Below are 23,335 nucleotides of genomic sequence, written 5' to 3'. Positions count from 1 at the left end.
AGCGCCCCGGCGCGAGACGTCACTGTTTGTACATCGCGTCGATGAAGTGCAGGAACTTCTGCTCCACCCGGCGCCGGCGCACCTTCAACGTCGGGGTGAGGTCCTCGTCGTCCATCGTCAGCTCGGTGTCCAGCAGGTGCAGTTTCTGCACTCGTTCGTACGGGGCGGCGTCTCGGCCGACCTTGTCCTTGATGTCGCTGTACAGCTTTTGCACCTGCGGCAGCTTCACCAGTTCGGCCCGGGAGGTGAACACCCACGACAGTGAGCGGGCGTGCTCCTCCAGGGCTTCGAAGGCGGGCTGGATGAGCGCGGTGAGGTATTTGCGTTCGTCGCCGACAACCACGGCTGCTTCTACGAGCGGGGAGGCGGTCAGCGCGCTCTCGATCGGCCCCGGGGCGATGTTCTTACCCTGCGCGGTGACGATCAGGTCCTTGATGCGGTCGGTGATGAGCAGGTAGCCGTCCTCGTCGAATTGACCCACGTCCCCGGTGTGAAACCAGCCGTCTTCATCGATCACCTCGGCGCTGGCTTCCGGGTCACCGTAATAGCCGGCCATCACGTTGTCGCCGCGCACGAGGATCTCGCCGGTCTCGTCGTCCAGGCGCACCTCCGTGCCGGGGACCGGCTTGCCGACGGTGCCGAACTTCACCTGGCCCGGAGCATTGCACGAGACCAGCGGGGAGGTCTCGGTGAGGCCGTAACCCTGGTAGATCGTCAGGCCGGCAGCGAAGAAGAACTCCTCGACCTCGCGGCGCAGCGGGGCGCCGCCTGCCGCCATGACGTTCTTGGGTCCGCCGACCGCGTCTCGTACCCGGTGCAGCACCACGGAGTCGGCGATGGCATGGCGTGCCTTGAGCGCGGGGCCGATGGGTCGGGCGTCGGCGATCCGTCGCTGCACGAGGGCGCCGGTGCGCACCGCCTCATCGAAGATGCGCCGTTTGAGTCCACTGCCGGCTTGGGTGTGCGCGGTGTCGTACACCTTCTCGTACAGGCGCGGGACGGACACGAACGTATCGGGTTGGATATCCAGCATCGCGGCCGCGACGGCCTTGGGGTCCAGGACGTAACAGTTCTCCAGACCCGAGTGCAGCATGACGTAGGTCCAGGCCCGTTCGTAGGCATGCGACAGCGGCAGGAAACACATGTTGCGCTGCCCCGGACGCAGGTCGAAAAGGAGGTCCATCGACTTGATCTGCTGGAGCAGGGTGCGGTTGGTGAGCATCACGCCCTTGGGGCTGCCGGTGGTGCCCGAGGTGTAGACGATCGTCGTCAGGTCATCGAGTTCGCCGCTGTTCACAACCTCCTGCAGGGGGGCATCCCAGGCCTGCGGGTCGGCGATTTGTTCGAACTCGCTGAGCGTGTGCAGGGTGATGTCGCTACGGAGGTCGGCGCTGTCCGGCTGGTCGCTCGCCTGCGCCTGAGCCTGGCTCAGGTCGCCCTCGATCAGCACCAAGGTGCTGACCTGCGGGCAGGTCTGGATCGCGCGCAGACTCTGGGCGAGAATGTGCGTCGATCCGCACGCCACCAGCCGACAACCGCTGTCGGAGAGGATGTGCGCCGCCTGCGAGGGGGAACTGGTGGCGTACAGCGGGACAGACACCAGGCCCGCGCGCAGGGCGGCGATATCGAACAGGGTCCACTCGGGTGAATTGGTGGCAAAGATCCCGATGCGGTCGCCCCGCTCGAGCCCGCTGGCAAGTAACGCGGCCGCCAGATTCTTTGTGCGCCTATCCATTTCGGTATAACTCAGGCACTGCCAGCGGCCTTGCCGACGCACCCGCAGCGCAGTGCGTTCGGCGTGTGTCTCCATCGCCGTGACCAGCGATCGAGCCAAGGTTTCCTGTGTCATCGGGCTGCTCCTGGAGACGTCGATCGCGGACCTTACGTCGACGTAACTTACGCCACCGTAGACAGAGGGGGGAAGGGTGGGGCTCCCGTGTTTTGAGGGTTTCAGGGGTAACCTCACCTGGCAACTCTGCTTCGAAGCATGCCGCCGGGCCGACCGGTGGTTTACGCGCGCGGGGCGCAGATGAAGGAGATCAACCGATGGGTACAGCGACGAAGCGGCCAGTGGTCCTCGCCGCAGTGACACTGGCCCTGGTCGGCTGTTCGGCCGGCTCGACCGCGGATTCTGCGGGCAGCGCGCAGGAGGGGAACGCACTAGCCGTAGGGATGGTTGCCGAGCCCACCAATCTCGACTTCACCACCACCGACGGCGCCGCCATTCCGCAGGCGTTGCTGACCAATGTCTACGAAGGGCTCGTCAAGGTCGATGAGTCCGGGGCCATCGTGCCGGCACTGGCCAAGAGTTGGACGATCTCCCCGGACCGGCGCACCTACACCTTCGAACTGGCCACGGACGCCACCTTCTCGGACGGGACCCCGTTCACCGCGGACGATGCGGTGTTTTCCATCGAGCGGGTCAAACAGGACTGGACGACCTCGCTGGCTGCGGCCATGGACGTGGTGACCTCGGTGAAGGCAACCTCTCCCGCTCAGGTCACGGTCACCTTGGCTCGTCCGAGTAACGACTGGCTGTACCGGATGACGACCCGGATCGGGGCGATGTTCAGCCGCACCGGGGTGGATTCACTGGCCACCAAGACGGTCGGCACCGGCCCCTACACCGTGGACACCTGGAAACGCGGGGACTCCCTGAAGCTGAAGCGCAACCCGCACTACGGGGGTACCGCGCCGTACTTCGACTCGGTGACACTGCGGTACTACAAGGACCCGACGGCGCTGAACAACGCCCTGCTGACCGGCTCCATCGACGTGATCTCCACCGTGCAGGCCCCGGAGTCTCTGGCGCAATTCACCGGGGACGAGCGTTTCGTGGTGACCGAGGGGACCACGAACGGGGAGGTGGTCCTGTCCTTCAACAGCGCCCGACCGCCCTTTGACGATGTGCGGGTCCGACAGGCTGCCCGGGCAGCAATCGACAAGAAGACACTGCTAGCCACCTGCTGGGCGGGCCGCGGGCACCTCATCGGCTCCATGGTGGCGCCCACCGACCCCTGGTATGAGGACCTGACGGGGGTGGCCCCCTACGACCCGGCCAAGGCCAAGGCCCTGCTGGCCAAGGCGGGCACGCCGAACCCGGCGGTACGGCTACGGCTCCCGACCTTGCCGTACGCGACCTCGTGCGGGCAGGTGGTCAAGAGCGACCTGGAAAAGGTGGGCTTCAAGGTCACGCTGGATCAGTTGGAGTTCCCCGCCGCGTGGATCACCCAGGTGCTGCGCGGAGGAGACTACGACGCCTCGATCATCGCCCACGTGGAACCGCGCGACCTGCCGACGCTGTACGGAAATCCGAAGTACTACTTGCACTACGACAACAAGAAGGTGCGAGAGGCGATTGCCGCCGCAGACGCCGGCGACGAGGCCACCCAGGTAGCCAAGATGAAGGAGGCCGCCCGTGTCATCGCCGAGGATGCGGCCTCGGACTGGTTGTTCCTCTTACCGAACCTCACCGTGGCCGACAAGGACATCACCGGACTGCCGAAGAACTCCCTGTCGGAGTCCTTCGATCTGACCGGCCTGGCCCGGTCGTGACAGGTTGGTGAGATGACGCTGTCCGCCTTGGCCCGCCGGCTCTGGGTGCTCGCGGTGAGTGTGCTCGTCAGTTCGGTGTTGGTGTTCGCCTTCATGCAGGTACTACCCGGCGACCCGGCTCGGGTAGCCCTGGGAATCAACGCCTCCGAAGAGGCCGTGGCTCAGCTGCGGGCCGACTACGGGCTGGACCGGCCGCTACCCACTCGGTACCTGGAGTGGATGAATGGACTGGCCCACGGCGACCTCGGAGTCAGTTACCTGTCCCATCTGCAGATCGGCCCGCTCATCGCCGACCGCCTCGGGGTCACCGCCTGGCTCGTCGGGGCGGGCATGCTCGTGGCCTGCCTGGTCGCCGTGCCGCTGGGCGTGTTGGCTGCGGTGCGCCACCGTCGTCCCAGCGGGGTTGCCCTGGCTGCGTTCTCTCAGGTGGGGGTGGCCATCCCGGCTTTCCTGGCGGGGATCCTCCTTATCACGGTGTTCGCGGTGCACCTGCGCTGGTTGCCGGCGGGCGGGTGGTCCGCCCCCAGTAGCGACCCGGTCGCATTCGCTCGGGCGCTGGTCCTGCCGGCGCTGTCCCTGGGGTTGGTGCAGGGCGCGGTGCTCACCCGCTACGTCCGTTCCTCGGTGTTGGAGGTGCTACGTGAGGACTACCTGCGTACTGCGCGTGCCAAGGGGCTGTTGCCGCTGCCTGCCCTGGTGCGGCACGGGCTGCGAAACGCCTCCATCCCTGTCGTGACGGTGCTGGCGCTGCAACTCACGACGCTGCTCATCGGGGCGGTGGTCGTCGAGCGGGTCTTCGTCATCCCCGGTCTGGGTTCGCTACTGCTGGACGCGGTCGGCTCCCGAGATCTGCTCGTTGTGCAGAACGTCGTCATGGTGTTGGTGCTGGCCGTACTCGCGGTGAACGCCCTAGTGGAGGTCTGTTACCTGCTCATCGACCCGCGGATGCGGGTGCGGCGCTCATGAGCACAGCTACCTGGACGCCACGCACACACCGCTGGCGACGTACGGACGCCTCGCTGATCGTGGGCGGCGCCCTCGTCTGCGCGGTCGTGCTGGCGGCCCTGGTGTCCTTCGTGTGGACCCCCTACGACCCGCTGGCGATGGACCCGGCGGCCAGACTGCAAGGTCCTGGGGCCCAGCACTGGCTCGGTACGGACAAGTTCGGCCGCGACGTGGCCAGTTCCCTGCTCGTCGGTTCGCGCACCACCTTGCTCGTGGGTGTGGTGGCGGTGGGGGTGGCCGCGCTGGTCGGAGTGCCGCTGGGCATCCTGGCCGCGATGAGTTCTCGACCGTTGGCCGCGATCCTCATGCGCGGCATGGACATCCTGTTGGCCTTCCCCGCGCTGCTGCTGGCGATCATGTTCTCGGCTGTGTACGGGGCCAGCACGTCGATGGCGATGCTGGCTATCGGGATCGCCAGCATCCCCTCCTTCGCGCGGGTTGTGCGCTCGGGAGCGCTGCAGGTGATGCGCACCGAGTACATCCTCGCGGCCCGAGCGGCCGGTCGAGGTGGCCCGGCGATCGCGCTGCGTCATGTTCTGCCCAATGTGGCAGGGCTGGTCATCGTGCAGGCCTCGGTCTCTTTCGCCATCGCGATCCTGGCCGAGGCGGCCTTGAGCTTCCTCGGTTTCGGGACTCCACCGCCGACCCCCTCCTGGGGGCGGATGCTGCAGGAGAGCCAGGAACTGCTGCAGGTAGCTCCGCACCTGGCCTTGGCGCCCGGCTTGGCGATCGCGTTGGCGGTGCTCGGCTTCAACCTCTTCGGGGACGGTCTGCGCGACGCCCTGGACCCCAAACTTCGGGAGCGCACATGAACACCCCAGCGCTGGTGGTGGACGGGCTCGATGTGTACTCCGACGGGCGCCCGCTGCTGTCCGGGATCGATCTGCGCATCGAACGCGGCGAGCGGGTCGGTCTCATCGGAGAGTCCGGCTCGGGCAAGTCACTGACGGCGCTGTCTGTGCTGGGCTTGTTGCCACACACCCTGCACGCTCGCGGATCGATCCGGGTAGCCGGTTTCGATGAGGAGATCGTCGGCGCCTCGGAACGGCATCTGGCCCGGATGCGGGGCAAAGACGTCTCGATGGTGTTCCAGGAACCGCTCTCAGCGCTCAATCCCACGATGCGGGTCGGCGACCAGATCGCCGAGGCACTGCTCATCCACCACAACCGCCCCGACCGCGCCAGCGCCGGCCAGGCCGCCGTGGAACTCATGGAGGACATGAGCATCCCTGAGCCGGCCCAGGCAGCGCGTGCCTACCCGCATCAACTCTCCGGTGGCCAACGCCAACGAGTGATGCTGGCCATCGCCCTGGCCAACGACCCCGCTTTGCTCGTGTGCGACGAACCGACCACCGCGCTGGACGTCACCGTCCAGGCCTTCGTGCTGCACCGGATCGTCACCAGCGCCGCGCAGCGCGGATCCTCGGTGTTGTTCATCAGCCACGACCTGCCGGTGGTGGCCACGGTGTGCGACCGGGTCTACGTGATGAACGAAGGACGGATCGTCGAGTCGGGCCCGACCGAGCAGGTACTGCAACGCCCCACCCACCCCTACACCCGGCGACTCCTGGATGCCTCCTCGCTGGCCCCGCGCCAGGGGCACGGTGCCGGCGAGCAGGCCCGCCGGGAACACCAGCAGTCGGCCCACGCCCGTTCGCAACAGAACGCGGCCGCCGATTCGCCGAGGGCGCCGGCGCTGCCGGGGGCCAAAACCGCGGCACCTGGCCAGGAGGCCCGCGAGGATCGACCCGCTTCGCCGGTGATCCAGTGCTCGCAGGTCTCCCGCGACTATCGACGCAGCCGCCGGACCTTGTTCGAAGCAGCGCCGGTGGTGCGCGCCCTGCGCAATATCGACATGACTGTCCAGGCCGGGGAGCGCGTGGGCATCGTGGGGGAGTCCGGGTGCGGCAAATCCACCTTGCTGCGCATCCTTGCCGGGTTGGACCGACCGAGCGCCGGAAGTGTGCGCATCGACGGCACCGACATCGCGAAGCTTCCCGAACGTCGGCTGGGGTTCCTGCGGGAGCGGCTGCAACTGGTGTTCCAAGACCCGATGAGTTCTTTGGACCCTCGGATGCGAGTGCGCGACATCGTGGCTGAGCCGCTGGTGGCCCAAGGGCGTGCGCCGACCCAGGAGCGCATCGAGGAGCTGTTGACCGGTGTCGGGTTGCGCCCGCAGATGGCCAACCGCTTCCCGCACCAGTTCTCCGGTGGAGAACGCCAACGCATCTCCATCGCGCGGGCGCTGTCCACCGATCCCGGCATACTGCTCGCCGACGAGGCGGTCAGCGCACTGGACGTCTCGGTACGGGCCCAGGTTCTCGACCTGCTCGATTCGCTGGTGGACCGCCTCGGGCTCACGTTGGTGTTCGTCTCCCACGATCTTTCGGTGGTGCGGCATGTCTGCGACCGGGTGTTGGTGATGCGCGCCGGAGAGATCGTGGAATCGGGACCCACCGGGCGCATTTACGACGATCCGCAACACCCCTACACCCAGCGTCTGGTGGCCGCGATCCCGACCTTGGAGCGTGCCCTGCGTGGGGCTGCCCCGGCGGATCTGGCTCGCCTGCGCTGAAGCGCCACGGCCCGACGCGACACGACCGCGGGCACGCCGGGGCATGCGGGTGGACGAGCCGGGCGAGACTAGTCAGGAGGGCACGCCAGCCCAACGTGTCAACGGCGACAGGAGAACCCCATGACTGCGCAGCGCCCCGGACCAGGACCGACCAATTCGCTTCTCGATGTGGCCGGGTTGCGTCTGGGGCAGGCAACCCGCGCAGACCCACCTCACCTGAGCGGGGTCAGCGTGGTGTTGGCCGGAGAGCAGGGCGTGGTGGCCGGGGTCGATGTGCGCGGTGGCGGCCCGGGGACCCGTGAAACCGATCTGCTCGACCCGCGCAACGTCGTCGAACGGGTACACGCGATCGCTTTGTGCGGTGGTAGCGCGTTCGGGCTGGCGGCCGCTGACGGTGTCATGCAGGGCTTGTACACCGACGGCATCGGACTGCCGATGGGTGGGCCGGGAGAGGTCGTCCCGCTGGTACCCGCTGCGGTGATCTTCGACTTGGGTCGTGGTGGAGACTTCGCGGCGCGTCCCGATGCCGCCACCGGGGCCCAGGCCTACGCCGCGGCTAAGGCCGGGGGGCCGGTCGAGCAGGGCTGTGTCGGTGCCGGTACGGGCGCGAAGGCGGGCGGGCTCAAAGGCGGGGTCGGCACCGCCAGTGTCGTCCTGCCGGGCGGTGCCGCCATCGGTGCGCTCATCGTGTGCAACAGCTTGGGGGAGGTCATCACGCCGCAGGGCACCTTCCACGCCCAGCGCTACCTGTTGCCGGCCGATGCCCCGGCGCTGCGAGCCCCGGATGAGCAGGACCTGGCGCAGGCTGCCGCGGCCGCCCGCACTGCTGCGCCGATGCCGGTGGGGCGTCCCGGCCTGGCCACCACCATCGGTGTCGTCGCCACTGACCTGAGCCTGACCAAGGCACAGTGCGCCAAGCTCGCCGGTGTCGGCCACGACGGGATCGCCCGTGCGGTGGACCCGGCTCACACGATGCTCGACGGAGACACCCTGTTCGGGCTGGCCACCGGACAGGGGGAGGTCCCCGACTTGGCTCTGTTCCACGAGGTCCTCACGCACGCCCCCCGGGTGGTCTCGCGCGCCATCGTGCGGGCGGTGCTGGCCGCGACCTCCACCACCACTTCTGCCGGGACCTGGCGCAGCTACCGGGAGGCTTTCCCGAGCGCCTTTGCCGAGCCGTCCGGCGACGCGAGCCCGGATCGAGGCCCGCATGAGTGAGCCTGGGCCGCAGATCTGCTCCATCGCGGCCGCCGTCGAGGCCGAGATCGAGGTCAAACGCTCGCGCTTCCTGGCCCGCCTGGAACCGGTCACCGACGAAACGGCCGCCAGAGCGTGCGTAGAGGCGGCCCGCAAACGCCATTGGGATGCGCGCCACCACTGCTCGGCTTTCGTCCTGGGGGTCGAAGGTGCGGTGGGACGAGGGGGAGTCGAGGGTGTGATCCGGCGCTCCTCCGATGACGGGGAACCGGCGGGGACGGCGGGGGCCCCGATGCTCGAGGTCCTCACCGGTCGAGAAGTCAGCGACGTCGTCGCCGTCGTGACGCGGTGGTTCGGCGGGACACTGTTGGGCACCGGGGGGCTGATCCGCGCCTACGGCGACGCGGTTCGCGCGGCGCTGGATGTCGCCCGGCCGGTGCGATATCGCCTCCTGCAGCGCCTCGACCTGGATACGGCCATCGCCCAGGCCGGGCGGATCGAGAACGAGTTGCGCTCGCGGGGGATCCTGGTGGCCGGGACCGACTACGCCGGCTGCGCAACCCTGCATCTGGACGTCGAACCCGAGCAGGCGGGCGACCTTGTCGCGCTGGTATCGCAGCTGACCGGTGGGCAGGGCACCCCGCGCTTGGGCGGCACCCAGTGGGCACGGGCCTGACTCATCCCGTGGCCCGATCGTCCAGGGCATGGATAGCAGTTCCGAATGGTAAGACGGGGGCCGCGGCGATCCACACGGCGTTGCTAACGTGATTCGCGGTCATGAGTGCCAGCACCAAGCCCCGGCTCGCTGGCCGGCAACCCCTCCGCCTGCCGCTGGGGTGCCCCGGGTGAAGACCAGGCGGACAACACGTCCGCAAGCGCGGGTGCGATCCGGCTCCCCGCATCACGTCACGGTGGTGGCCTTCTTGTAGTGCCACCGCAGGCAAGGAGGAGAGCAATGACCATCAACCCCAACTGGGCTTTCGAGACCCGGCAGATCCACGCAGGTCAAACCCCGGATACCGCCACCGGGTCGCGTGCGCTGCCGATCTACCAGACCACGAGTTACGTTTTCGATGACGCCCAGACGGCGGCAGACCGGTTCGCGCTGACCGACCTCGGGCCGATCTACACCCGAATCGGCAACCCCACCCAGGAAGCGGTGGAGGCCCGAATCGCGTCGCTGGAAGGTGGCGTCGGTGCGCTGCTGCTGTCCTCCGGGATGGCGGCCACCACGTTGGCGATCCTGAACGTGGCCGGTGCCGGCGACCACGTGGTGGCAGGAGCGGCCCTGTACGGCGGCACGTACAACCTGCTGAAGTTCACCCTTGCCAGGCTCGGCATCGAGACGACCTTCATCACCGACCAGCGCGACATCGGCGCTTGGAAGGCAGCAATCCGTCCCAACACCAAGTTGCTGCTGGGTGAGAGCATTTCCAATCCCGACCAACAGATCCTGGACATCGAGACGCTGGCGGGGGTGGCCCACGAGGCGGGGGTGCCGCTGTTCGTGGACAACACCGTGGCCACGCCCTACCTCATCCGCCCGTTCGAGTACGGCGCGGATGTCGTCATCCACTCGGCCACCAAGTACCTCGGCGGGCACGGCAACTCCATCGTCGGCGCGATCGTGGATGCCGGTCGGTTCGACTATGCGGGCGACCCGCAGCGCTTCCCCTCCTTCAACACCCCCAGCGAGAGTTACCACGGGTTGGTCTTCGCCCGTGACCTGGGCGTGGGGTGTGCGCTGGGCGCGAACCTGGCTTTCATCCTCAAGGCGCGGGTGGAGTTGCTGCGCGATCTGGGCGCGGCCGTCTCGCCGTTCAACGCTTTCCTGCTGGCCCAGGGCATCGAGACGTTGTCGCTGCGGATGGAGCGGCACGTGCAGAACGCGCAACAGGTGGCGCAGTTCCTGACCGGGCACGCCCAGGTGGAGAAGGTCAATTACGCCTCGCTGCCGGGCAACCCCAACAAGGACCTGGCCGACAAATACACCCCGGCCGGCTCCGGTGCCGTGCTCAGCTTCGAGATCTCCGGGGGAGTGGCTGCCGGGCGGGCGTTCGTCGACGCCTGTGAGCTGCACAGCCACGTCGCCAACATCGGTGATGTGCGCAGCCTGGTCATCCACCCGGCATCGACCACCCACAGCCAAGGTAGTGACGAGGATCGTCTCGGCGCCGGGGTGACGCCGGGTCTGATCCGGCTCTCAGTGGGGATCGAACACATCGACGACATCCTGGCTGATCTGGAGCGGGGCTTCGCAGCCGCGCGCTGAGCCGGCCGTGGCGCGGCCCGGGATCGCGGGCATCATTCCGGGTCGCGCCAGGCTCCAGGCCCTTCTTCATCGGCGAACACCAGCCAGGTGCGGGTGGACTTCACACCGGGGATGGACTGCAGTTCTTCCAAGACCACCTCTTTGAGGGTGGTGTTGTCCGGTGCTCGCACGAGGACGAGAACATCGAACTCGGCGGCGACCAGGGCGACGTGCTCGACATAGCGCACGGTGCGCAGCCGGGTGCTGATCTCACGCCAGGCATCCTGCGCGATGGACAGCGCGACATAAGCGCTGGTGGCCAATCCCGATTTCGAGGGGTCGATGCGGGCTTCGAAGCCGGTGATGACCCCGGCGGCCCGCAATCGCTCCAGGCGGGAGTAGACACTAGCCCGGCTGATGTGGACGCGCTCGGCCAGGGTGCGCATCGAGATCCGGCCATCAGCCACCAGCTCGGTGACCATCCGTCGGTCGATTGTGTCCAACGGGTCGACGTTCCCGGACGCCGTGCTCATATGGACTCCTAGAGGTGACCAATCGTCTGCGACTGTGCAGACGTATTGAGCAAAGGGTACGCAGCAGGGACCATCGGGTGGACGATGACGCCACCCCGCCGCCAGTGATGTCGGCACTACTCCGCTGAGGAGACGCATGGCTCCCACCCGCAAAGCCGCGAACGCCAGGGCCGCTAAAGCTGCCGCCCAGGCAGCCCCCGAGGAAGTCGAGGCGCCGTTCCAAAAGGGATTGATCCCGGCCCCGGTGCCCGTTCGGTTCCTCGACGAGCATGGTCAGCGAGTTGATCCCGTCACCGAGGACTACGAGCCACCCAGCGACGAGGAGGTTCTCGAGTGCTACCGGCGCATGGTGCTCGGTCGGCGCTTCGATGTGCAGGCCAGCGCGCTCACCCGCCAGGGGCGGTTGGCGGTCTACCCCAGCTCCCGGGGGCAGGAGGCCTGCCAGGTCGGGTCGGTCATGAAGATCCGTCAAGACGACTGGTTCTTCCCCACCTACCGCGACTCGGTGGCGCTCGTCTCGCGCGGCATCGACCCGGTGCAGGTCCTCACCTTGCTGCGCGGCGACGCGCACTGCGGCTATGACGCCGCAGCCACCTTCACGGCCGCGCAGTGCACCCCGCTTGCCACCCAACTGCTGCATGCCGCCGGTGTCGCCTACGGCGAGAAACGGCAGGGGCGGGATCGGGTGGCGCTGGCCTTCATCGGTGACGGCGCCACCAGCGAAGGGGACTTCCACGAAGCGCTGAACTTCGCCGCCGTCTTCAAGGCTCCGGTGGTCTTCGTCGTGCAGAACAACGGCTGGGCCATTTCGGTACCGCTGGAAAAGCAGACCGCCGCGCCGAGCCTGGCCTACAAGGGCATCGGTTACGGCGTGGTGTGCGAGCAGGTCGACGGCAACGATGCCCTGGCCGTGCTGGCTGTGGTGGGTAAGGCCGTCGACTGGGCTCGGGCCGGGAAGGGGCCGGTGCTGGTCGAACTGCACACCTACCGGATGGAGGCCCACACCAACGCCGACGATCAGACCCGATACCGCACCTCGGATCAGGTGGACGCGTGGCTGAAGAAGGACCCGCTGGCCCGATTGGAGACCTACCTGCGTTCGGTCGGCAAGCTCGACGACGAACTCGCCGCAAGCTACGCCCAGCAGGCCGAGGACGAAGCGGCGCAGCTGCGTGACCGGATGAACGAGGACCCGCAGGTGGGACCCGCCTCGATGTTCGAGCACGTGTACGACAGCCCCACGGCGCAACTGCAAGAGCAGCAGCAGATGGTTCTCGATGAGATCGAGGCCGAACACGAAGCCCTGACCGGAGAGGACGCCTGAGATGGCAACGACACAGGTGACCTTCGCCGCGGCGCTCAACCAGGCGCTGCGAGACGCGGTAGCTACCGACGAACGGGTACAGATCTTCGGCGAAGACGTCGGCGCTGCAGGCGGGGTGTTCCGTATCACCGACGGGATCGCCCGGGACTTCGGCGAGGATCGGTGCTTCGATACCCCGCTGGCCGAATCCGGCATCATCGGCTTCGCCATCGGCATGTGCATGGCAGGTCTGCGGCCGGTGGTCGAGATGCAGTTCGATGCGTTCGCCTACCCGGCCTTCGAACAGATCACCAGCCACGTCGCGAAAATGCGTAACCGCACCCGGGGGTCGTTGACCCTGCCGATGGTCATCCGGGTGCCCTACGCCGGTGGAATCGGCGGCGTCGAGCACCACTGTGACTCCTCAGAGGCCTACTACGCCCACACGCCGGGCCTGCGCGTGTACACCCCGGCGACGGTCGAGGATGCATACAGCCTGTTGCGGGCCGCCATCAAGGACCCGGACCCGGTGGTCTTCCTGGAGCCCAAGCGGCTCTACTGGTGTAAGGATCAGGTCGACCTTGAGGCTTTGAATGGCGACGGCGGAACCCCGCCCGGGCAGGCCGTAGTTCGGCGCCAGGGCAGCGACGTCACCCTGGTGGCATACGGCCCGAGCCTGCCGGTAGCGATGGAAGCCGCCCAGGCCGCGCAGGAAGAGGGTTGGAGCGCCGAGGTCGTCGACCTGCGCACGATCAACCCCTACGACGACGACACCATCGTCGCCTCGGTGCGCCGCACCGGACGCTGCGTCGTCGTGCAGGAGGCGCAGGGCTTCGCCGGAGTCGGTGCGGAGATCGCCGCCCGAGTGCAGGAGCGGGCCTTCCACTCTCTGGCCGCGCCGGTGTTGCGGGTCAGCGGTCTGGATATCCCGTATCCGCCGCCGAAGCTGGAGCACCACCACCTGCCCGGCGTCGACCGTGTCCTGGACGCGATCGCCCGGCTGCAGTGGGATGACACTCCCGAAGATCGCTACCTGGGCGCCGGTGCCCGGATGGAGATCGGCCGATGAGTGAGAAGACCTTCGTGCTGCCCGACCTGGGCGAGGGACTCACCGAGGGCGAGGTTGTCACCTGGGAAGTCGCCCTCGGCGAGCAGGTGGCCGTCGACCAGGTGATCGCCGTCGTGGAGACCGCCAAAGCCCAGGTCGAGCTGCCCTGCCCGTACGCCGGGACGGTGGCCAAACTGCATGTCGAGCCCGGCCAGGTGCTCGACGTGGGCAAGCCGCTGATCAGCATCGAGACCAGCGTCGGCAGTGACAGCGACACCGTGCTGGCCCAAGAGGCCAGCCGGCGCGAGCCGCAGGTGCAGGAGCGGATGGAGGAAGAACGGGCCGGGTCGGGCAACGTCCTCATCGGCTACGGCACCTCGGAGACGACGCGGGTGCGCCGCAGACGCATCGGGCGCGCCTCACCCAGCGGGGTCGACCCGGCTGAAGCTGGTTCGCAAAGCCGATCGGTGGCCGCGACGCAGCCGCAGGAGATGGCCCCAGCAGACTCGGCAGCGCAGCCCACCGGGGCAGCGGCCCAGAGTGGTTCGGCCGCAACGCAGGCGGTGCGGGTCATCTCGCCGCTGGTGCGCAAGCTTGCCCGCGAGCATGCTCTGGACCTGCTGGCGATCACCCCCACCGGCGCCGGGGGCGTCATCACCCGCCGGGACGTCGAGGCTGCCGCGAGCGAGCGGGCCCAGGGCAGCGAGGCGCGCGCCGACCAGGCCGGCGCACAGGTTGCCCAGAGCAGTCCAGCCGACGCAGCCTCGGGAGCAGGCGCGCCGGACGCATCGCCCACAGCGCCGGTGGGGCTACGCGACGAGCGGATCCCGATCACGGGGATCCGAAAGGTGATGGCAGAGCGGCTTTCTCGATCCCGCACTGAAATCCCCGACGCCACCACCTGGGTCGATGTGGATGCCAGCGGGTTGGCCGCACTCAAGGCCGATATCGCGGCCTGTGTGCCGCAGGCCCGGATCGGTTATCTGGCGCTGCTGGCTCGGATCGTCGTCGCAGGTCTGGTGCGCTTCCCGGAGCTCAACGCTCGCGTCGACCAGGAAGCCCGGGAGATCGTCCGGCTGCCACATGTGCACCTGTCGTTTGCCGCGCAGGGCCCGCGCGGGTTGGTGGTTCCGGTGGTGCATCACGCCGATCAACTCAGCACCGAGCAGCTTGCTGCGGCGATCCGTGACCTGACCGAGCGTGCCCGGGCCGGGACACTGAGCCCGCAGGAGATGAGCGGAGGTACCTTCACGCTGAACAACTACGGGGTGTACGGGGTCGACGGCTCGACTCCGATCATCAACCACCCCGAAGCCGGGATGCTTGGCGTGGGCCGCATCATCGACAAGCCCTGGGTCGTCGAGGGCCAACTCGCGGTACGTCCGGTGACCCAGCTCTCGCTGAGCTTCGACCATCGCGTCTGCGACGGGGCGGTGGCCGGCGGGTTCCTGCGCTATGTCGCGGACTGCGTGGAGCGGCCCGGGGCTCTGCTGGTCGGTCTGTAGCCACACGCGAAGCGCGCCCGGGGATCGCTGCCTAACGATCCCCGGGCGCGCCTGGATGTCCGGCGACTCACCGGGTCGGTCCCGACCCGGAGCCGTCTCGACCCGATGGGCTCAGGTCGGCTCAGTGCGGCTCAGTCGACACTGATTTCGGCCATCCGGTCCCAACCGGTGGCTTCGATCTGGCCGTTGACGATCGCGGGGGTGGCGCTGAGGTACTGGGGGAACTCGCGCTGCATCTTGGCGAAGTGTTCGGAGTTGACGTGAGCTTCGGCCCCGTCGTCTTCGAACGCCTCGATGAGGACGTAGGTGTTCGGGTCCTGCACCGAGCGTGACCACTCGAACCAGAGGTTCTTCGGCTCGGCCAGGGTGGCCTGGGTGAACTCGCGGGCGAGCTGCGGCCAGTCATCTGCGTGTTCGGGCTTCACCGGAAACTTGACGTTGATGAGGATCATCAGGGTTCTCCTTGGGTCGATTCGCGCTTCCACCCTGCCACTTGCTCGGTGACAGAGCCTGCTCAGGTCGCCCGTATCCTGGGGGGCGTGCCCGAAATGCCCACGCCCGACCAGCCGCGCCCGAAGCGGGGTTCGCGTGGTCGGCGTCGGGGCGCTCAAGGCAATCCCGGCCCGGGGGCCACCCCGAAACCACGTTCCGGCGACGACGGCCGTCGGCCCACCCCCGGGTCGGCGGACATTCAGCCCGCCCCGCCGGCAGCGACCGCCCCGCAGGCCGCTGCCCGTCGGGCGCGTCGGGGACCTGCTCGTCCTGCCGCACAGGCAACCGATCCGACACCGGAGTCGGCGCCAGCAAAGAAGAAACCCAACGAGGGCCGAGGGCGCCGCGGCAAGCCCGCCGGGCCCCGAGCCGATCCCGCCGGCAGCGATCCGGAGAAGGCCGCTCGCCGCGAAGCACGCGAGAAGAGGGTGGCGGCGCGTCGGGCAGCAGCGGCCGGGCTGAAGATCAGCTACCCCGACCTGCCGGTCAGCGCAGTCCGGGACGACATCGCTGCGGCGATCCGGGACAACCAGGTCGTCGTCATCGCCGGGGAGACCGGCTCCGGCAAGACCACCCAGATTCCCAAGATCTGTCTGGAACTCGGTCGCGGGGTGCAGGGCCAGATCGGGCACACCCAACCCCGGCGGATCGCCGCGCGCTCAGTCTCCGAGCGGCTCTGCGACGAACTGGACGTGGAGCTCGGCGGGGTCATCGGATACCAGGTGCGCTTCACCGACACCTCCAGCCGCGACACGCTCGTGAAGGTGATGACCGACGGCATCCTGCTCAACGAGTTGCAGCGGGATCGGGAGCTGCGCCGTTACGACACGATCATCATTGACGAGGCGCACGAACGCAGCCTCAATATCGACTTCATCCTCGGCTACCTCAAGCAGCTCCTGCCACGCCGTCCGGACCTCAAAGTCATCATCACCTCGGCCACCATCGACCCGCAGCGCTTCGCCGCGCACTTCGCGGATCGGTCCGGGCGAGCCGCGCCGATTATCGAGGTCTCCGGGCGTACCTTCCCGGTGGAGATCCGGTACCGGCCATTGGTGCGTCGGGAACCCGCTAAGACGCCCGGAAAACCCGATCTGGAGATCGAGGTCGACCAGGTCACCGGCATCTGCGAGGCGGTCGAGGAGTTGTGGACCGAGGCCGGCGGCGGCGGCGACGGAGCCGGCCACGATGTGCTCGTCTTCCTCTCCGGGGAGCGAGAGATCCGTGACGCAGCAGACGCGTTGAGCTCGCTGGGACTGCCCGGGACTGAGGTGTTGCCGCTGTTCGGGCGGCTTTCGGCGGCCGAGCAGCATCGCGTCTTCTCCCGGCACTCCGGGCGACGCGTGGTGTTGGCGACCAACGTGGCAGAAACGTCGCTGACCGTCCCGGGGATCCGCTACGTGGTGGACGCCGGAACGGCCCGGATCAGCCGGTACAGCCAGCGGACCAAGGTGCAGCGGCTGCCGATCGAGCCGATCAGTCAGGCCAGCGCCAACCAGCGCTCCGGTCGGTGCGGTCGGGTCGCCGACGGCATTGCGATCCGCCTGTACTCCCAGGAGGACTTCGAAGCCCGTCCCGAGTTCACCGACCCCGAGATCCTGCGCACCAACCTCGCCTCGGTCATCCTGCAGATGACGGCGCTCGGTCTGGGCGACATCGCCCGGTTCCCGTTCGTGCAACCCCCGGATTCACGGATGGTCACCGATGGGCTGCGGCTGCTGCACGAACTGCACGCGATCAATCCGGACGAACCTGATCCCCGTCGGCGCCTCACGCCGCTCGGGCGCAGCATCTCGCGGTTGCCGGTCGACCCGAGACTGGCGCGGATGTTGTTGGCGGCCGAGCACACCGGGGCGCTGCGCGAGGTGATGATCATCGTGGCCGCCTTGTCGATCCAGGACGTGCGAGAGCGGCCGTTGGAGAAACAGGCCCAGGCCGACCAGCAGCATGCCCGGTTCAAGGACGAGTCCTCGGACTTCATCGGCATCCTCAACCTGTGGAAGTACCTGCGCAAGAAACAGAAGGAGCTCTCCGGCAGCGCTTTCCGGCGGATGTGCGCCGCCGAATTCCTGCACTACCTGCGGATTCGGGAGTGGCAGGACCTGGTCAGCCAGTTGCACTCAGCGCTGCGCGAACTCGATCTGCACCCCAACGAGCACCCGGCTTCGGCGGATCAGGTGCATCAGGCGCTGCTGACCGGTCTGCTCAGCCAGGTTGGTCTCTACGACCGGGAACGACGCGAATACGCGGGTGCGCGCGGCGCTAAGTTCGCGATCCAGCCCGGTTCGGCCTTGCACCGCAAGAACCCCGAGTGGGTGATGAGCGCCGAGCTCGTCGAGACATCGCGGCTGTGGGCGCGCACCAATGCGGCCACCGATCCGGCATGGATCGAGGAGGCGGCTGCGCACCTGCTCAAACGCAATTACAGCGAACCGCACTGGAGCCGCAAACGCGCCGGCGTGGTCGCCAACGAACGGGTCACCCTCTACGGCGTGCCACTGGTCACCGCCCGACCGGTCAGCTACGGGGCAATCGACCCGGAGGAATCCCGGGCGTTGTTCATCCGCAACGCGCTCGTCGAAGGTGATTGGGACACCCCGCACCGCTTCTTCCACGACAACCGCAAACTCATCGCCAAGCTCGCCGAGCTGGAATCGCGCGCCCGGCGCCGCGACATCCTCGTCGATGAGGAAACCCTGGTGGAGTTCTATGACACCCGCCTGCCCGCCAGCATCGTCTCCGGCGCGCACTTCGATGCCTGGTGGAAGAAGGAGCGTCGGCGCCGTCCCGAACTGCTGACGTTCACCGAGGACTTCCTGGTCTCCGACGATGCCGACGCGGTAGATGCCCGGGACTATCCCCACGAGTGGGTGCAGGGCGAGCTGCGGCTGCGACTGACCTACCAGTTCGAGCCGGGCGCCCACGCCGACGGGGTCACCGTGCACATCCCGGTCGAGCAACTGAACCAGGTCAGCGTGGAGGGGTTCGACTGGCAGGTGCCCGGTTTGCGTTCGGAGTTGGCCACGGCGCTGCTGAAGAGCTTGCCTAAGGCGACCCGCAAGAACTTCGTACCCACCCCCGACCACGCGCGCCAGGCGCTGGCGCAAGCCGACGAGGCCGAGATGGAAGCCGGGGTGCCCTTGGTGGAGGAGCTCGGGCGGGCGCTGTACATCCGCACCGGACACCGGGTCCCGGTCGGCGAGTGGGACCCCTCCCGCGTTCCGGACCATCTGCGGATGACCTTCCGGGTCGAAGACACCGCCGGGCGCAAGCTGGGGGAGAGTAAAGACCTCGGCGAGCTGCAGGAAGCCTTGGCGCCGGCGGTGCGCACCACGATGGCCAAAGCCGCCCACGACATCGAACGCACCGGTCTGACCTCGTGGGCGTTCGAGGAGCTACCCGAGGTCTTCGACCGTCGGGTCGGCACGCGCAGCGTGCACGGCTATCCGGCTTTGGTCGATCAAGGCGATTCGGTGGCCGTGCAGGTCCTGGCCGGGCGGGCAGAACAACTCGCCGCCACCCGACTCGGCGTACGGCGCCTGCTGTTGCTCAATACCAGCGTGCCGTGGAAACGCATCCTCGGTCTGCTGTCCAACACCCAGAAGTTGGCGTTGGGCAACAACCCGCACGGCAGTGTTCCAGCCCTGCTCGATGACGTGCTGGCGGCGGCGTTGGATGCGATCGTGGCACGGCGACTGGCGGCCGAGGGCGCAGAGCTGGTGCGCACCCCCGCCCAATTCGAGGATGCGTTGGCGGCAGTGCGACGCGAGATCGTGCCCACCGTCATCGAGATCGTTCAGAACGTGCACCCGGTACTGGACCGGGCCCTTGCCGTGCGGTTGGCGCTGGACGCGATGAAGACCCCGGCCCAACCCGACCTGGCCGCGATGAAGGCCGACCTTGGCGCGCAGTTGGCAGACCTGGTGCATCCGGGCTTTGTCGCCGAGACCGGTCACACCTACCTGCCGCGTCTGCCCCGGTACCTGCAGGGCATGCTCGCCCGGCTGGAGAAGGCGCCGACGGAGATCTGGCGGGACGCGGGCCGGTTGGAGATCGTGCGCACCGTCGAGGCCGAGCGGGTGCGTCTGATCGAGTCGTTGCCGGCCTGTGAACGGGCCGCCGATGACGTGGTGGCTCTGCGGTGGATGATCCAGGAGCTGCGGATCAGTCTGTTCGCGCAGTCGCTGGGAACCGCCCATCCGGTCTCGGAGAAGCGCATCTACAAGGCAATGGACCTGGTCGAAGACGCGCACCTGCGCTGAGCGCGCCGGTGGCGCCCCGGCCTGCGGGAATCCCCCCGCTGTGCTGGACGTTCTGGTGCTGAGCAACGCAGGCCCGTTTGGGCAAAGGTTTGGGCAACGGAAGGAGGAGCTGTGCAGGATCCGGCATCGCTCTATCGCTTGGAGACCGACACCGCCATCGGCGACCTGTCAGCGCCGACCCTCCTGGTGGCACTCGGCGGCTACCTCGACGCGGGGCATACCCAACGCCTGCTCACCGAGCACCTGCTGGCCACCCTGGACCACACGGTCGTCGCGACCTTCGATCTGGACCAGCTCATCGACTACCGTGCTCGGCGCCCGATGATGACCTTCGCTCAGGATCACTGGGTCGACTACGCAGACCCGGCCCTGATCCTGTACCGGCTCATCGACGACGCAGGCTCACCGTTCCTGCTGTTGACCGGTCCCGAGCCGGACTACCAGTGGGAACGCCTGGTGGAGTCGGTCCTGACCCTCATCAAAGCGCTGCAGGTGGAGCTGACGGTGACCGTGCACGGCATTCCGATGGCCGTGCCGCACACCCGCCCGATCAGCGCCACCGTGCACGCCACCGTGCCCGAGTTGCGTTCCGGTACCCCGGTGTTCGGCACCATCTCGCTACCGGGAAGCCTTGCCGCGCTCCTGGAGTTGCGACTGGGTGAGCTGGGTCGGCGCGCGGTCGGGTACGCCGTGCACGTTCCGCACTATCTGGCCCAGGCAGATCACCCGGCGGCGGCTCTCTACGGTTTGGGCTGTGCACGTGAGGTGGCCGGGTTGGACCTACCGGATGCGGGCTTGCACCTGGCTGTGGCCGACAGCGAGCACGCCATCGCCGCCGAGTTGGCCTCCTCGGCCGACGCCGCAGAGATCGTGGCGGCGCTGGAGCGTCAGTACGACGCCCGTCACCAGCCTGCCGACCAGGACGTTCCCATCGACGAGGCCGAACTGCCGTCGGCTGATCAACTCGGGGCCGAGTTGGAGGCGTTCTTGCGCGACGTCGGCCGGGGTAACTGAGCTGGAGAGTGTGTCGAGTGCCCCCTGATGGGGCATTGATAGCTGTAAATCCCGTCGCCACCGCGACGGAGACCAACTTCGTAGGAGGACGCACGTGGGGATCTTCGACATCTTCGGCGGCAACAAGGCCGCGCCGACGCCGATGAGTTCCGATGACCTGACCGGTCTGTCGGCACAAGGCGCCAAGATGGTCGAGCGGCTGCTCGACGTGGGCATCGACGGCAAAGCGAGCTTCGATTCGGCAAGCAAGGTGGCACGCGAGGCGCAGAGTCGACGCAGCGACCCCGAACGCGCCATCGACGACATCGTCGGCCAGCACATGCGCCTGGTCGCAGGTAATGGCTTCGTGACCGGTCTGGGTGGGTTCATCACCTTGCCGGTGGCGCTGCCGGCGAACGTGGTGGGTTTCTACGTGCTGGCAACCCGGATGGTCGCGGCCATTGCAGCCGTGCGCGGCTACGAACTCAAGGACGAGGGAGTGCGCGCAGCGGTGCTGCTCTCCCTGGTCGGTGCCGATGCCTCCGACCTACTGAAAAAGGTCGGCTACACCAGCAGTGGCCGGTTGGCGAGCTTGGCCGCCGAGCGGATGCCCGGCCCGGTCATGATGGCCATCAACAAGGGCGTCGGCTTCCGCCTCGTCACCAGCATCGGCCGTGGCACTTTCACCCGGATGGGACGCGCGGTGCCCTTCCTCGGCGGCGCGGTGGGGGCAGGCGTCGACACCTTCCTCCTCAACAAGCTCGCCGACTACGTGCGCCAGGAGTTCCCGGTCAAGGCGACCCTGACCGGGCTGCCCCCAGCCTGATCGCAGCGCCGAGGGCCTGATCTGTCTGGGCGGGTAGTCAGCCACAGGCAGGGTCGGGCCCTCGGACGCGTCCACAGCCAAGCGTGGGCGCCACCGGCGTTTCACCGGCGCCAGCACGCTGAGCGCATGACCAATCTGCGTGTTCGCGGCATCGGCGACCTGCTGGCTTTCCTGCCCTACCACCTGGGCTTCCACCCCACAGATTCGCTCATTCTCATTTCGCTCAGCGAGGGCAAGCTCGCCTTCGTGCACCGGCTGGACCGGCCCGCCGCCGGGCAGCGCACGGACCCAGGCGAGGTGAGCCTGGTCCTCGCCGCGCTACGCCGGCAGCCTCCGGACAATGTGCTCATCGTCGGCTACGGCCCGGGCGAGCAGCTGAGCGCGTCCGCGCAGCAACTGCGCGAGGATCTGCTGGGATACGGCCTGCCGATCAGCGAGGTGGTGGTGGTCGAGCAGGGGCGTTGGCGCAGTGTGCTGTGCACCGATCCGCAATGCTGCCCCGCCGATGGTCAACCGCTGCCCGAGCCGTCCTCGGTGCCGGCGGTGTGCGAGTACGTCGGGTATGGCGTGAGCCCCTCACCGGATAGGGCAGGCCTGGTCCGTCTTCTTCGCCCGAGCCTGCAGTCGGAGGTCACCTCGGCCTTCCACGAGGCGGTCCAGCAACGTCGTCGAGGCGGGCCCGCCCTCGCTGATCAGGCTTGGCGCCGCGCCACCTTACGGGCCTGGACACAGGTCCTCGCTGAGCAGGCCGAGGCGTCCGTCCGGGGCTTGGCCCTGGCTGGCTTGACCGAGGCTGACTCCCGAGACGCGGTATTGGCGGCCCTGTCGCCGGCGGTGGTGCCACCGGCGATCCTGGCGCCTGCGGCTCAAGAGGACCTCCGGCGCCTCGCCTCGTGGCAGGCCGCCGACGATCTGGAGGAATGCCAGCGTCGACGGGCGGTTCTGGTGCAGCTGGTGCGGGAGGCCCCGGTGCAGGTGCGGGCACCGGCCTGCACCGTGTTGGCGATTTATGCCTGGTCGCTCGGCGACGGCGCGATGGCTCGGGTGGGGCTGGATGAGGCGTTCGAGTCGGACCCGTCCTACCCGTTGGCAGATCTCATGCGCAGGCTCCTGCTGCTGCAGGTACGGCCGCAGGATCTGAGCCTGTCCTAGCGGCCCGGCCCAACCGATGATGAGTAGGGACCGAACCGGGGGATGCGTTAGCGTCGGACCACGTGCACGCTGCAGAAGGTGGGCGCGACAGCCGATGAAGGAGCGCAGCTGTGGCCGTCGTTGTGGGCTACGTACCAACCAGGGAAGGGCGTGCGGCCCTGGAGCATGCCGCGCGCGAGTGCACCCGCCGCAACACCAGGCTTGTGGTGGTCAACTCCGCCAAGGTGGAGCGGAACCCGGCTCGCGACGAGACTCGCAAGTTCGAGGAGTCCCTGGAGCAGATCCGACGGGTTCTGGACCAAGCCGGGATCAGTCATGAAGAGCGCGTCCTGGCACATGGCAACGAACCTGCTGAGGATCTCATCGAGGTGGCTGAGGAACTGGACGCCGAATGCATCGTCATTGGTCTGCGACGCCGCACTCCGATCGGCAAGTTGTTCCTGGGCTCCAACGCGCAACGGATTCTGCTCGAAGCGGGTTGCCCCGTGATCGCAGTGAAGGCTGCACCGGTATCCCGTTCGGTGTGAGTTCGAACGCGGCAGTCGCCGCCTGCGGTACACCTGCGCTCGCACAGTGACTACCCGAAACGCTGTGACCTGCGACGATGCGACCCAATGCGACGTCTTGGGCGTAAAGAA

The 23,335-nt window shown here is 67.9% G+C and carries 18 protein-coding genes and 1 riboswitch; of the genes, 15 read left to right on the top strand and 3 right to left on the bottom strand.

Annotated elements, in window-relative coordinates; translation table 11 throughout:
• Positions 1-19: 19 nt before the first annotated feature.
• Entirely contained in the window at positions 20-1,849 is a 1,830-nt protein-coding gene (locus G9V96_RS03015; RefSeq protein ID WP_168581716.1) for an AMP-dependent synthetase/ligase, read from the bottom strand.
• 197 nt (positions 1,850-2,046) lie between these two features.
• Here G9V96_RS03015 and G9V96_RS03010 point away from each other — a divergent pair, with 197 nt between their 5' ends.
• From G9V96_RS03010 to G9V96_RS02980, 7 genes are all read left to right on the top strand, one after another.
• On the top strand, positions 2,047-3,555 hold the full coding sequence (locus tag G9V96_RS03010; RefSeq protein ID WP_168581715.1) for an ABC transporter substrate-binding protein: 1,509 nt from the start codon (positions 2,047-2,049) through the stop codon (positions 3,553-3,555).
• A 12-nt stretch (positions 3,556-3,567) separates the two neighbouring features.
• On the top strand, positions 3,568-4,521 hold the full coding sequence (locus G9V96_RS03005) for an ABC transporter permease (RefSeq protein WP_168581714.1): 954 nt from the start codon (positions 3,568-3,570) through the stop codon (positions 4,519-4,521).
• The gene (locus G9V96_RS03000; protein WP_168581713.1) at positions 4,518-5,372 is read left to right on the top strand and encodes an ABC transporter permease; all 855 of its coding nucleotides are present in this window, start codon (positions 4,518-4,520) and stop codon (positions 5,370-5,372) included. Before G9V96_RS03005 ends, G9V96_RS03000 begins: the two co-directional genes overlap by 4 nt.
• Positions 5,369-7,135: a dipeptide ABC transporter ATP-binding protein gene (locus tag G9V96_RS02995; protein WP_168581712.1), complete on the top strand. Its 1,767-nt coding sequence runs from the start codon at positions 5,369-5,371 to the stop codon at positions 7,133-7,135. The genes G9V96_RS03000 and G9V96_RS02995 overlap by 4 nt, the downstream gene beginning before the upstream one ends.
• 120 nt (positions 7,136-7,255) lie before the next feature.
• Positions 7,256-8,353: a P1 family peptidase gene (locus G9V96_RS02990; protein WP_168581711.1), complete on the top strand. Its 1,098-nt coding sequence runs from the start codon at positions 7,256-7,258 to the stop codon at positions 8,351-8,353.
• Positions 8,346-9,008 carry an IMPACT family protein gene (locus tag G9V96_RS02985; protein WP_168581710.1) on the top strand — a complete coding sequence of 221 codons (663 nt, stop codon included), beginning with the start codon at positions 8,346-8,348 and terminating at the stop codon, positions 9,006-9,008. Before G9V96_RS02990 ends, G9V96_RS02985 begins: the two co-directional genes overlap by 8 nt.
• Before the next feature lie 97 nt (positions 9,009-9,105).
• Positions 9,106-9,216, top strand: a riboswitch (SAM riboswitch).
• A gap of 71 nt (positions 9,217-9,287) precedes the next feature.
• Positions 9,288-10,604 (top strand): bifunctional o-acetylhomoserine/o-acetylserine sulfhydrylase, encoded by a 1,317-nt coding sequence (locus tag G9V96_RS02980; RefSeq protein ID WP_168581709.1) that lies wholly within the window; start codon positions 9,288-9,290, stop codon positions 10,602-10,604.
• Between the two features lie 32 nt (positions 10,605-10,636).
• Here G9V96_RS02980 and G9V96_RS02975 read toward each other — a convergent pair whose 3' ends face one another.
• Entirely contained in the window at positions 10,637-11,116 is a 480-nt protein-coding gene (locus G9V96_RS02975; RefSeq protein WP_168581708.1) for an Lrp/AsnC family transcriptional regulator, read from the bottom strand.
• Positions 11,117-11,252: 136 nt separating this feature from the next.
• On the opposite strand from G9V96_RS02975, the gene pdhA reads away from it, so the two are divergent.
• From pdhA to G9V96_RS02960, 3 genes are read left to right on the top strand one after another with little or no spacing between them, the layout of a single operon-like run.
• Positions 11,253-12,440: a pyruvate dehydrogenase (acetyl-transferring) E1 component subunit alpha gene (pdhA, locus tag G9V96_RS02970; protein ID WP_168581707.1), complete on the top strand. Its 1,188-nt coding sequence runs from the start codon at positions 11,253-11,255 to the stop codon at positions 12,438-12,440.
• A 1-nt stretch (position 12,441) separates the two neighbouring features.
• On the top strand, positions 12,442-13,488 hold the full coding sequence (locus G9V96_RS02965; protein WP_168581706.1) for an alpha-ketoacid dehydrogenase subunit beta: 1,047 nt from the start codon (positions 12,442-12,444) through the stop codon (positions 13,486-13,488).
• Positions 13,485-14,972, top strand: coding sequence for a dihydrolipoamide acetyltransferase family protein (locus tag G9V96_RS02960; RefSeq protein ID WP_168581705.1), 1,488 nt, complete (start codon positions 13,485-13,487; stop codon positions 14,970-14,972). Before G9V96_RS02965 ends, G9V96_RS02960 begins: the two co-directional genes overlap by 4 nt.
• A gap of 131 nt (positions 14,973-15,103) precedes the next feature.
• Here G9V96_RS02960 and G9V96_RS02955 read toward each other — a convergent pair whose 3' ends face one another.
• The gene (locus tag G9V96_RS02955) at positions 15,104-15,424 is read right to left on the bottom strand and encodes a putative quinol monooxygenase (RefSeq protein WP_168581704.1); all 321 of its coding nucleotides are present in this window, start codon (positions 15,422-15,424) and stop codon (positions 15,104-15,106) included.
• 96 nt (positions 15,425-15,520) lie between these two features.
• On the opposite strand from G9V96_RS02955, the gene hrpA reads away from it, so the two are divergent.
• The 5 genes from hrpA (at position 15,521) to G9V96_RS02930 (ending at position 23,224) form a co-directional block, all read left to right on the top strand.
• Complete coding sequence (gene hrpA, locus G9V96_RS02950) at positions 15,521-19,726, top strand: ATP-dependent RNA helicase HrpA (RefSeq protein WP_168583803.1); 4,206 nt, start codon at positions 15,521-15,523, stop codon at positions 19,724-19,726.
• A 111-nt stretch (positions 19,727-19,837) separates the two neighbouring features.
• Entirely contained in the window at positions 19,838-20,740 is a 903-nt protein-coding gene (locus G9V96_RS02945) for a PAC2 family protein (RefSeq protein ID WP_168581703.1), read from the top strand.
• Between the two features lie 94 nt (positions 20,741-20,834).
• Positions 20,835-21,545, top strand: a complete 711-nt coding sequence (locus G9V96_RS02940; protein ID WP_226913413.1) for an EcsC family protein — start codon at positions 20,835-20,837, stop codon at positions 21,543-21,545.
• Between the two features lie 126 nt (positions 21,546-21,671).
• Positions 21,672-22,697 carry a DUF4192 domain-containing protein gene (locus tag G9V96_RS02935; RefSeq protein ID WP_168581702.1) on the top strand — a complete coding sequence of 342 codons (1,026 nt, stop codon included), beginning with the start codon at positions 21,672-21,674 and terminating at the stop codon, positions 22,695-22,697.
• A 110-nt stretch (positions 22,698-22,807) separates the two neighbouring features.
• Complete coding sequence (locus G9V96_RS02930; protein WP_168581701.1) at positions 22,808-23,224, top strand: universal stress protein; 417 nt, start codon at positions 22,808-22,810, stop codon at positions 23,222-23,224.
• The last annotated feature ends 111 nt before the right edge of the window (positions 23,225-23,335 follow it).

It is taken from the genome of Gephyromycinifex aptenodytis (genome assembly GCF_012277275.1).
GTDB lineage: Bacteria > Actinomycetota > Actinomycetes > Actinomycetales > Dermatophilaceae > Gephyromycinifex > Gephyromycinifex aptenodytis.
This window is presented reverse-complemented; position numbering and strand designations above follow the sequence as displayed.